The organism is Pseudomonas sp. MWU13-2100, assembly GCF_023242365.1.
In the GTDB taxonomy this organism is placed as follows: domain Bacteria; phylum Pseudomonadota; class Gammaproteobacteria; order Pseudomonadales; family Pseudomonadaceae; genus Aquipseudomonas.
This window is the reverse complement of record NZ_JALLIX010000032.1, coordinates 1-11737: the sequence shown is the minus strand read 5'-3', so window position 1 is coordinate 11737 and position 11737 is coordinate 1. Positions and strand designations below refer to the sequence as shown.

Genomic DNA, 11737 nt, shown 5'->3' with positions numbered 1-11737 from the left:
GAAGCTTTTGGCGGCCGCAAGGGCCCCTTCGCGAGCAAGCTCTGCTCCCACCGGTTATGGGGAACTCCTGCAAAGGTGTTCACTATGGATTCATCGTCAAACGCACGCGCCGGGCCTTGAGCCCGGCCATCAGCGAAGGCCCCAAGGCCACCAGCGCCGAGCCCAGCACCACCAGCAACGCGCCGCCATACCCCAGACCGTTGATGTCTTCGGGTTGCACGAACCCGGGCCACAGCCAGGCCGCCAGGGCCACCGCGGCAAAGGTCACCAGGGGCGTGATCGCCAGGGTCGCGCTCACCCGCGAGGCTTCCCAGTGCGCCAAGGCCTCGGCAAAAGCGCCGTAAGCCACCAGGGTATTGAGACAACAGCCCAACAACAGCCAGCCCTGCAACGAACTCAGTTGCAGGACTTCGCTCGGGTGCGCCCAAGGGCTGAGCAACAAGGCGCAAAACAGGTAGATCACCATCATCACCTGCAACGAATTCCAGGCCGTCAGCAATTGCTTCTGGCTCAAGGCGTAGAAGGTCCAGACCGTCGACGCCAGCAACACCAGCAATACGCCGGCGGTATAAGTCCCCAGGGACGTCAGCAACTCAACCAGACGCTGGTTGAAAAACAGACCAAAGCCGAACAGCAGCACCAGCAGGCCGATCCCCTGCCCCAGGCTGAAGCGCTCCTTGAACACAAACAGGCTGGCGATCAACAGGAAGATCGGCCCCATCTGCACCACCAGTTGGGCGGTACCGGGACTGAGCCGGTTCAGGCCCATCAGGTAAAGCACGTAGTTGCCCACCAGGCCGAACACCGCCAGCAGTACCAGCCAGCCGCCCCGCGGTCCGAGGTCGTGCCGGCTCGGCAAACGCCGGGTCGTCGCCAGATAAATGAAGAGAAAGCCCCCCGACACGATCAATCGGCACCAGGTCACGGTCACCGGATCCATCACCTGCAACACCTGCTTGAGCTTGATCGGCAAAATGCCCCAGAGCACGGCTGTCAGCAGCGCCAGGAACAGACCATAGCCCCAGCGACCGGATGAAATGTGCATGAAGAGTCCTATGGACGTATGGGGAAGCCGCCATTCTAGGCCTTGCATGGCCGACAACACAGCCGGGAAGCCAAGCCCGATGCGACCTCAAGCATGCTGGAAGCGCCGCCAATAAACTGCCTACAACCATTGATCGGACGATTGGACGAGCTATCTTTATAAGTTTTATGCTGTATTTCTGACAGCTACGTTCACCAGTGAGATTTCGCCATGTACGGCAAACGCGCACAAGACAGCTCCGAGGCCACGCATTTTCGCAGCCACCGGGTCACGGTCATCAATGGATTGTTTTTTTTCAGCACCCGGGAAAACACCCTGGAAGGGCCCTTTTTTACCCGAGACGATGCCGAGCGCGAAACACAGCTGTATCTGAAGCGCATGCAACTGGCCAGAGACATCCGCGCCAGCCAGGCCCTGTAGCAGACTCGAGATTGCCAAAAGCTTCGCGGGCAAGCCATGTTCCTACAGTTTTGCGTCGAATACAGATTTACCATGCGACACGAATCCGTGGGAGCAGAGTTCGTCGGATCGCGCACCATCGCGAAGGGGCCCGCAAGACCGCCAACAGTCTTGCGGACAAGCCCGTCCGGTAATGAGCCTCAGCGCAACGCTTCGAACAAGCCCGTCGCGCCCATGCCGCCGCCCACGCACATGGTGACGATGCCATAACGCAGCTTGCGCCGTTGCAGTTCGCGCACCAGGTGCCCGACCTGGCGCGAGCCGGTCATGCCGAACGGATGGCCGATGGAAATCGAACCACCGTTGACGTTGTACTTCTCGTTGTCGATGCCCAACCGATCGCGGCTGTACAGACACTGGGAAGCGAATGCTTCGTTCAATTCCCACAGGTCGATATCCGCCACGCTCAGGCCCTTGGCCTTGAGCAGCCGGGGCACCGAAAACACCGGGCCGATCCCCATCTCGTCCGGTTCGCAACCGGCCACGGCGAAACCACGGAACAAGGCCTTGGGTGTGAGCCCCAGTTGCAGGGCTTTTTCCAGGCTCATCACCAGGGTCATCGAAGCACCGTCGGACAGTTGCGACGAGTTGCCCGCCGTGACCGAACCGTCTTCGGCAAACACCGGTTTCAAACCGGCCAGGCTTTCCAGCGTGGTATCCGGACGATTGCAGTCATCGCGCTCTACCACACCTTGCAGATGCTGGATCTGCCCACTGGCCTTGTCCTCGACCGCATAGGTCACCGTCATGGGCACGATCTCATCGTCGAACAGCCCCGCGGCCTGGGCAGCGGCGGTGCGCTGCTGGCTTTGCAGCGCATACAGGTCCTGCTGCTCGCGACTGACCGCGTAGCGCCGGGCGACGATCTCGGCGGTCTGGCCCATGGGCAAATAAATCCCCGGCACCTGCTCCTTGAGCAGCGGGTTGATCAGGTTGTCGGTGTTGACGCTTTTCATCGTCAGGCTGATGGACTCGACCCCTCCGGCGACAATGATCTCGCTGCAGCCGGAAGCAATCTGGTTGGCGGCAATGGCAATCGCCTGCAAACCCGAAGAACAGAAGCGATTGAGAGTCATGCCGGCGGTGCCGGTGCCCAGCTTCGACAACACCGCGACGTTACGACCGATATTGTACCCCTGCGCACCTTCGTTGGAGCCGGCGCCGACAATGCAATCCTCGACGCTGGCCGGATCGATGCCGTTGCGGCTGAGCAAGGCATTGACGCAATGGGCGGCCATGTCGTCCGGCCGGGTCTGGTTGAATTTGCCGCGAAAGGACTTGGCCAGGCCAGTCCGCACGCTGTCGACGATCACCACTTCACGCATGGCCTACCTCATTGATTGTTGTTGTCGGTTGGAAGGATCGAGTGAGCATAAGCCCACCCGATTCCCGACCGCGACAATCATTCATCCGGCGTATGCGCGGCCATCGTCCTACTTCGACTTGCCCTTCTTGCCATCCCTTGCGAACGCGCCCTCGATGGCCAGGTTGAGGGTGCGCAGCACCTTGACCCGGGCCCAGCGCTTGTCGTTGGCCTCCACCAGTGTCCAGGGCGCCACTTCGGTACTGGTACGGTCGACCATATCGCCGATGGCATCGCGGTACAGCTCCCATTTCTCACGGTTGCGCCAATCGTCCTCGGTGATCTTGAAACGCTTGAACGGAATATCCTCGCGTTCCTGGAAACGCTCCAATTGGGTCTGCTTGTCGATGGCCAGCCAGAACTTCACCACGATCACCCCGGCTTCGCTCAGTTGCTCTTCGAAATCGTTGATCTCACTGTAGGCGCGCATCCAGTCCGCCTGGCTGCAAAAACCTTCGATCCGCTCCACCAGCACGCGGCCGTACCAGGAACGATCGAACACGGTGAACTTGCCTCGTGGTGGAATATGCCGCCAGAACCGCCAGAGGTAGGGCTGGGCACGCTCATCCTCGGTCGGCGCGGCGATCGGCACGATGCGGTACTGTCGTGGATCAAGCGCCGCCGCAACCCGGCGGATCGCCCCGCCCTTGCCCGCCGCGTCGTTGCCTTCGAACACCGCCACCAGCGCGTGTCGGCGCATGCGTTTGTCCCGAAGCAAACCGGCCAGCCGCGCCTGCTCGGTAATCAGTTGCTCTTCATAATCGTCCTTGTCCAGGTGCTGGCTCAGATCCAGACTATCCAGCAGGCTCAGATCGTCCACCCCCGAAAGCAAGGGCGCGGCATTGGTCGGACGCGGCTTGGCGTCCCGGGTCTTGAGCGCCGTCTGCAAGCCTTCCAGCAGGATCTTGCCCGCGGTCAGGCTGCGGTAGCGGGGGTCGAGCCCCTCAATCACATGCCAAGGCGCATAATCGTGGCTGGTACGGCGCAGTATCCACTCGCCGAAATGCACGAACTGGTCGTAAGTCTCCGACTGCTGCCAGTCCAACGGACTGATGCGCCAGCTATGTAGCGGGTCATCCTGCAGCGATTTGAGGCGCGCCTTCATCTGCTTCTTGGACAGGTGGAACCAGAACTTGAAGATCAGCGCGCCTTCGTCGCAGAGCATTCTCTCCAGGCGCTCGGCCCCGCCGATCGCCTGGTCCAGCACGGCGTCCTTGAAGTGCCCATGCACCCGCCCCTGCAACATCTGGCTGTACCAGTTGCCGAAGAACACCCCCATGCGGCCCTTGGCCGGCAACTGCCGCCAGTAGCGCCAGGCCGGTGGCCGGGCCAGCTCTTCATCGGTTTGCTGGTCGAAAGTGCGGACCTCGATCAAGCGCGGATCCATCCACTCATTGAGCAACTTGACCGTCTCGCCCTTGCCCGCCCCCTCGATGCCATTGATCAGCACTATGACCGGAAAGCGCTTTTGCTGGTGGAGTTCGAACTGCGCCTCCAGCAAGGCTTCGCGCAGGGCCGGGACTTCAGCGTCGTAGGTTTCTTTGTCGATGGCGTGACCGATTTCGGCGGATTCAAACATGGGCGACTCCCTTCCAAGATGGAGCAAGACTAACGGATCGGACCGCGCCGTGTGGCGGGAAATCCCCAGGCCTTGCCGTGGATCAATCCGGTGTCCGGCAATCGGCTAGAATAGCCGCCTTGTTGCCGTCGAGCTGCCCCATGACCCGCGTATCGCCCCCCTCTCCCGCCCACGCCCAGATCGACTGGGACGACCAGGGTCGCCCGCACTCGCGGGTCTTCGACGACGTGTATTTTTCCGACCTGTCGGGCCTGGAAGAAACCCGCTACGTCTTCATCGAACAAAATCGCCTGAAAGAGCGTTTTGCGGCCTTGGGGCCGAGCGATCGGCTGGTGATCGGTGAAACCGGCTTCGGTACCGGGCTGAACTTCCTTTGTGCCTGGCAACTGTTCGAGGCCTGCGCGGTGCAGGGCGCCCGACTGCATTTCGTCAGCGTGGAAAAGTACCCGCTGAGCCACGCCGACCTGCAACGCGCCCTCACCCTCTGGCCCGAACTGGCGACCTTCAGCGCGCAATTGCTCGGTCAGTACCTCGCCATTCATCAAGGCTTCCAGCGGCTGTTGCTGGACAATGGCCGGGTGACCCTGACGCTGTTGGTCGGCGATGCACTGGAACAGTTGCCGCAACTGGATGCCCAGATCGATGCCTGGTTCCTCGATGGCTTCGCCCCGGCGAAAAACCCCGAAATGTGGAGCCCCGAACTGTTCGCCGAACTGGCGCGACTGGCGGCCCCCGACGCAACCCTGAGCACCTTTACCAGCACCGGCTGGGTTCGGCGCTCATTGAACGCGGCGGGCTTCAAGATGCGCCGCACCCCGGGCATCGGCCACAAGTGGGAAATCCTGCGCGGCGAATTTATCGGCTGGCCCACGGACATCGCCGCGCCGCCGCCGGCCAAGCCATGGTTCGCCCGTCCACAGCCGCCCGGTGGCGAGCGGCAGGCCCTGGTGATCGGCGGCGGCCTGGCCGGTTGTGCCAGCGCCGCGAGTCTCGCGGCCCGTGGCTGGCAGGTCTGCCTGCTGGAGCGCCACGCGGACCTGGCCCAGGAAGCCTCAGGCAACCCGCAAGGCGTCCTCTACCTCAAACTGTCGGCCCACGGCACGACACTGTCACAACTGATCCTCAGCGGTTTCGGGCATACCCGGCGCTTGCTCGAACAGTTGCAGCGCGGCCTCGACTGGGATGGCTGTGGGGTACTGCAACTGGCCTTCGATGAGAAAGAGGCCGAACGCCAGGCGCAGCTGGCTGCTGCCTTCAGCCCCGAGTTGCTGCACGTCCTGGATCAAGCCCAGTCCCAAGTCCTGGCCGGTGTCGCGCTTGAGCACGGTGGGTTGTTTTTCCCCGAAGGCGGCTGGGTCCATCCGCCGGCCCTGTGTCAGTGGCAGGCCAGCCATCCGAATATTGCAGTACGCCCCCATAGCGACGCCGTCGAACTGCGCAGGGTCGACGGCCAATGGCAGGCCTGGGATGCAGATACCCTGCTGGGCTGCGCCCCGGTGGTGATCCTTGCCGGGGCCGCCGAAGTGAAACGCTTCGCCGCCAGCGCCGCGTTGCCGCTCAAGCGCATTCGCGGGCAGATTACCCGCCTGGCGCAAACCGCCGACAGCACAGCCTTGAGCACCGTGGTCTGCGCCGAAGGTTATGTCGCACCGGCACGCCTCGGTGAACATACCCTCGGCGCCAGCTTCGACTTCAAGAGCACTGACCTGACCCCCACCACGGCGGAGCACATCGGCAACCTGGCATTGCTACAGGACATCTCGCCCGATCTGGCCCTGCGCCTGAACGCCGCCGAACTGGCCCCGGAACAGCTGCAAGGGCGGGCCGCCTTTCGCTGCACCAGCGCGGACTATCTGCCGATCGTCGGACCGCTGGCGGACCCTGAGCATTTCGCCAACGCCTATGGCGTACTGGGCAAAGATGCCCGGCAGGTACCACAAATCCCCTGCCCCTGGCTCGAGGGCCTGTATATCAACAGCGGCCACGGCTCGCGCGGGCTGATCAGTGCGCCGCTCTCGGGCGAACTGCTCGCCGCCTGGCTGGAGAACGAGCCGCTGCCCCTGCCGCGTAGCGTCGCCGAGGCCTGTCATCCGAATCGCTTCGCCTTGCGTGAACTGATTCGAGGCAAGAGCAAGCCGCAGACAGGCCCCTGACCCCGCCTCCCGCCGTCGAGTCAGAACGGCGCGGGATGCTCATCCAGTTCGTGCTGGGTCAGCGCCTCGAGGAAGACTTTTTCCTCGGCCATACGGGTTTCCATCAACACCGACAAACGCCGGGCATATCTCTCGCTGAGCATCTCCGGGGACTGTGTCAGCAACAGCTCTTCCTGATCATGGAAGGGTTTGTTGAAGCGAACAAAATCACGCGGGTATTTCTTTTTCAGGTAGTCGATCCAGAAATCCCGCGAAGCCACGAAGGTCTTCATCGCCGGTGTGTTCTCGGCCTGCCGGATACGTGCGCGGGCAGCGAGGATCTCCTCCTCGCTGACATTGGCAATCGACCTGAAGAACATTTCCTTCGGTTGTCCGGGCAAATACAGCGAACGGCCCAGACCGACCCGATAGGCCAGGTGCACTTCGAGTTCATCGACGCCACTCGATGAAGGCAACTCGGGATGCTCATGCAGGGCCTTGATATGCTCCCGGGCGATATCATCGATACGCTCCAGGCGAAACAGGCCGCGCGCCAACTTCAGCAGCTCCGTCGGCTCATTGCTCCTGGCCGCCAGGCTGCGGGCCCTGGACAGCAATACCCGGACTTCCAGATGGCTGAAGTTTCGCGCGGCGCTGTCGACGCACGTCAGCGGATCGGCGGCCAAGTCAAACAACTCATTGCGCAACGCCGTGTTCTCGGCCGCTTCCGCCAGCACCTCCCAGACACGTCGCGTCAGGTCCGCGCGAATCTTCCGATACTCAGCGCTCCCCCCCAATCGCCCCAACAACACGAAAAACTCCTCGGAGCCCGCCTCTCGCCGCAAGTCCTGCCAGAGGTTCTGCAGGGTGTCACGTCGCTCCCCTTCCTCGATATCGGCCAACCAACGCTGGCGCGCGCTGTACTCATCCAACGCCAGCTCCGTCTCCGGAATGCCGAAAGTGATACCGGTGCGTGTCCGATAGGCCGCCAGCAGATTCTGATAGTCAACGGTAAAGGGATTGTTACGCAGAATGATCCGCCGATTGATCGGCGAAGGCGCCGTGAAAACCGCACTCGACATACTCTGGATCCGGTTGTCACGCAGGTCCGCTTCGTACAATCGCACCCGCGTCAGCAAGCCCGAGGGCAGGCCATCGATTCCCGTACCGCGCAAGTGCAAACGGCGCAAGTGCGGCATCTGGCCGACATCCAGCAAGCCGACATCGAAGTTGCCGTTCAGGTTCAGCACTTCAAGATTGTGCAAGCTCGACAGCATATTGACCGAGCCCCGGGTCAACGTGATCCGGTTGTCCTGTGCGTGCAGCTCCCTGAGCTCGCTCATGTCCGCAATGGCGTCCGGCAGGAACTCAAGCTGATTGTTGTTCAACTCGAGGACGCGCAGATTGGAAAAATGCTCGAGAAAGTCTTCGGGAATACGCTCCACACCCATGTTTTTCAACGACAGCTCGGTGACATGATCAAAGCTGATCCCGAAGGGCAGGTTCGGCAAGCTGTCAACACGCAACCCCGCCAGACTGAGGCTGCGCCCGATGACCACGCCGTTCTCGTCATAGGTCCGGGGGGTTTGCCAGCGCCAGCAACGCTCGATGATCGAGGATGCCTGTTCACGGCTTTCATCCATGCCTCCCAGCCAGGCATGCCGCCGGTGAAGACTCGCCTCCACCCCTCGCCAACCACTGAGCGTCAACCGCAGCTGGCGGAGTTCTTCCTCGAGGGCCTCAAGCCGATTTCTGACCTGAAGGGGATCGTCGCCAAGGGCAATATAGAGGTTGCGCGCCTCCGGCTCACAGAGGTCGGGATACAGTCGGCCCAACCGTCGCAGGCCGCGTCGCGACCCATAGACACCGCCGCGCCTGACACGCAGACAGCCGGGAGAATCGTTGTTGCGCCATGTCCGCGAGCGGTATCCGGACTTGCGGGCGGGAAGTCCGAGTGTCTCTTCGAGCTCGGCCCGGGGACGCTCCAGCAACTTGGACATCAGCAGCTTGTGCAGCAGGTCGGCCTCGCCCAGCTTGACCCCCATCGCCTCCCGTTCAATCAGCCGCAGGCCACTCAGCAAGGCACCGCTCAGGGCATAGGGACCCTTTGCCTTCGGCCCCAGACTCAGGCCCGAGCCATCAAAGGCCTGATAACCCTGGGTGGTCCTGACCAGGACCCGGCGCCGGGAAAAATCAAAATCGCCCATCCCGATCAACAACGGGCCATCAAAACGATCCTGACGAATCTCCCAGCGGACATCTTTCGGCCAGCCGCCCATCGTTTTCAGTATGGACAACTGCAACCTGACGGTATCCAGACTGTCCGGATTGTTGAGAAAACCGCCTTCCAGCGCCTGGTTGACGCGAACTTCACGCAGGCTCTCGCCCATCTCTTCGAGCAACTGCAAGGGCAGGCGATCACTGGAACCCAAGCGCCCTTTCAGCACATCGTCCATCTGCCCCAGGACTTCACGCAAGACCCCGTCCGGCAACTCGGGAAAGCCACGCCGCAAGCCCAATGGCAGCCCGTTATCGGTCAGACAGCACAACCTGTACAGTCGCTGGAACACCGTGGCGTGATGCTCCCGCACATGGCTGCGCAGCACGTTCTCCAGCAGCGACGGCGCCTGTTCGGAGTCAGTCTTCGGACCAAGCAGTACCTTGCGATCCTGGAGGGTCAGTTTGTTCAAGACCACCGCCAATCCATCTGTCTCAATGTCCCGGAGCTGCACAATCAACTTCAGAGGCTGTACTGCCAGGTCCACTCCGTATTCGCGCAACGGTTTGCCCGCCCCGTCCAGCAGCATCAGCGTGTGATCCCGGGGCCAGCCCTTGAGGCTCGGCAGGATCTGCAACTTCAGGTCAAGCAGGCGCGCCTCGGCCGCCGCCGGTGCATCGGCAGGCACGAGCAGCCAGTTCAACTCATTGTCCAGATTGAAACGCTGTATCGAGTCGAGCAGTCGGGCCGGAATCGTTGCATCAGTCATATGTATCCGGCGCAGCAGCGATTCGTCGAGTCGCTGAATCGACAGGATCCGCTCGATCATTTCATCGTTCAAAAAACGGACATCAGGCCCCAGGCGACGAAACAGGTAAACCGGATCGTGCCATTGCAGCGGCCATTCGTGCGCCAGCCTCCAGGCCCCCGCGCCGTTGTGCTCGAGCAAAGGCTCGTAGGCGGATGCCCGGAGCGGATGGCGCAGGCGCCAGGCACCGACTGACTCATCCCGATAGGCCCGATAAGGCTCGCCAGCGATATCCAGGTAGCGATGTCCTTCATCCGCCTCGTCGCCCTGATAGAAGCCCTCCAGGTCCAGCGTCCTGTCCGCAAGTCCGGAGACATCATGGCGATAGGCGCGCAGGTCAGCCTGCCACAGCCGGTAGCGACCATCGCTCGACCTGACCGGCAGCAGGTCCTCGAAAAAGTCCGAGCGCCGTTGGAAAAAGCCCGATGGCCTTGCTCCCCCAGTGCATGGCCACCCCCAGGGCAACCATCGTCGCGATATCCTCGGCCACCGACATCAGGTGCGTGATTGCCTCGTCACGCTCGCCGTACCGCCAATCCTCATAACCTTCATAGGTTTGCGCCAGCAGTTGGCCGACCGCAACCCCCATCATCAGCACGCCGAGCCAGGGATTGGCGAAGGCGGCCAGATTCAACAGGGTCATGCCCAGGCCCAGGTGCGACAGATACCTGGCCTGGCGGGCGTCCTGGTCGACATCCTCGGTCGGGACCGCCACGATCCGCGCATCTTCCTGCAACCTGAGGATCTGTTGCCGGTAAAGATGAGAAAACAACTCGCCACTCAGCAGTTGCGGTGTCAACTGCAGGTCGGCCGCCTGGTTCAGGGACTTCGTGACCTTGCCCGCGGCGTCGCGGGTCTCAAGGGTCAGGCTCTTGCGCAACCGCGCGAGGAAACCTGGCAAGTCGCGCTGGCTGACAAACGTACAGAAAAACGCCTCATAAGCAGGCTGCCAAAGGCGGCGGCACAGCTCAGCCTGAAACGCCTCGAGCGAGGCGTAGAGCTTGAATCGCGTCAGTGGGTCGTTGGGAATATGCACCAGCACCCGGTTTTTCACACTGCTCTGCTCGGGCGACGGCAAATTCGCCAGAGTAAACAGGCACATGCCGGACAAGGTGACCCCCAGCATGCGCACGTCGTAGGCCATCATCCTCGAGCCATCCGGGGCAACGTCAACATTCAGCTCGATCCATTTGCAAACTTGCTGATGAGTCATGCCATCGATGTCTTTTTTCATGTAGGCGATGTAGGCATCCACCAACATATCGGCTTTCTTTTGCTGCACGATGGCCGATTCGATACGAAATTCATTGTTATCCGCCTCCTCCCCCTCACCTTCCGGAAGATGAAAAACCTGGCACAGGTGCTGCTGATAGCGCCTTCCCAGATCGAGCTGGCGCACCAGCTCGACAAAGGCATCCAGGCTGATCGTTGGCGCAAGTTTCGGATTGCAGCTCAGGCTTACATGGGATTGAGGGGGGAAACGTTCATCGGGCTCGAAGTTCTGCAGCGCGGCTTCCAGCAAACTGCGGCCGGTATAGTTCATCGGGAAGAAGTGAGCCGAGCCGATCGGCGGTGGCAGTGTCGGCCAGCGATTGGCAATTTTCAGTTGATCCCGATGGATATCCAGGCCCGGACCGAATCGATCTCGCAGCGCGCGCTCCAGCACAGGCTCACAAAACCCCCGGACGGTTTGCAGATCCTTGAGCCACTCGGTCACCTCCTCCTTGAGTAAAAGACTGCGCCGCAGGTGTTCGCGCAGGCGTGCAATATTTTCGGCGCGGGCGCCCAACAACCAAGGTGGCGCATTGCTGTTGATCACGTCTTCGTTGGCGCTATGTTCGTCCAGGGCGGCGGGCGCAAGATGGGTAACGGCTGACATTGCAAACATCCTTTTAAATCGTCCATGTCCATCGAGGATATCAGCCAGCCCAGGTTTTAAAATTCAAAAAAATTCATTATTTATCAGTAAGTTAAATCAGACATTCAAACCTTTCGGATAGTCGGATAACACCTCGTCGGGCAACGCGGCGCAGCAGCGGAGTCCACGGCAATGCCCGGCGGCCGGCAAAACCACGAGCATTGGCAAAGGCCGGGCACAAGGCCGGCCTGAGGTGATGTACTACGGGATCATTC

The 11737-nt window shown here is 61.4% G+C and carries 7 protein-coding genes; 2 read left to right on the top strand and 5 right to left on the bottom strand.

The annotated features are described in order from the left end of the window. Positions 1 to 82: 82 nt before the first annotated feature. Positions 83 to 1045 (bottom strand): DMT family transporter, encoded by a 963-nt coding sequence (locus tag M5B99_RS20610; protein ID WP_248805761.1) that lies wholly within the window; start codon positions 1043 to 1045, stop codon positions 83 to 85. 210 nt (positions 1046 to 1255) lie between these two features. Between M5B99_RS20610 and M5B99_RS20605 the strand changes: the two genes are divergently transcribed. Further along, positions 1256 to 1465, top strand: a complete 210-nt coding sequence (locus tag M5B99_RS20605; RefSeq protein ID WP_248805760.1) for a DUF6316 family protein — start codon at positions 1256 to 1258, stop codon at positions 1463 to 1465. 179 nt (positions 1466 to 1644) lie between these two features. On the opposite strand, the gene M5B99_RS20600 is transcribed toward M5B99_RS20605, so the two are convergent. Together M5B99_RS20600 and pap are read right to left on the bottom strand one after the other, a co-directional pair. Beyond that, complete coding sequence (locus tag M5B99_RS20600; protein ID WP_248805759.1) at positions 1645 to 2829, bottom strand: thiolase family protein; 1185 nt, start codon at positions 2827 to 2829, stop codon at positions 1645 to 1647. Positions 2830 to 2937: 108 nt separating this feature from the next. Beyond that, positions 2938 to 4446 carry a polyphosphate:AMP phosphotransferase gene (pap, locus tag M5B99_RS20595; protein ID WP_248805758.1) on the bottom strand — a complete coding sequence of 503 codons (1509 nt, stop codon included), beginning with the start codon at positions 4444 to 4446 and terminating at the stop codon, positions 2938 to 2940. Between the two features lie 140 nt (positions 4447 to 4586). Between pap and mnmC the strand changes: the two genes are divergently transcribed. After that, positions 4587 to 6599 (top strand): bifunctional tRNA (5-methylaminomethyl-2-thiouridine)(34)-methyltransferase MnmD/FAD-dependent 5-carboxymethylaminomethyl-2-thiouridine(34) oxidoreductase MnmC, encoded by a 2013-nt coding sequence (mnmC, locus tag M5B99_RS20590; protein WP_248805757.1) that lies wholly within the window; start codon positions 4587 to 4589, stop codon positions 6597 to 6599. Positions 6600 to 6619: 20 nt separating this feature from the next. Here mnmC and M5B99_RS30325 read toward each other — a convergent pair whose 3' ends face one another. Beyond that, a complete protein-coding gene (locus tag M5B99_RS30325; protein ID WP_248805808.1) occupies positions 6620 to 8029 on the bottom strand; it encodes an NEL-type E3 ubiquitin ligase domain-containing protein in 1410 nt (469 codons plus the stop codon). 1912 nt (positions 8030 to 9941) lie between these two features. Further along, entirely contained in the window at positions 9942 to 11483 is a 1542-nt protein-coding gene (locus tag M5B99_RS20580; protein WP_248805756.1) for a dermonecrotic toxin domain-containing protein, read from the bottom strand. Positions 11484 to 11737 lie beyond the last annotated feature (254 nt).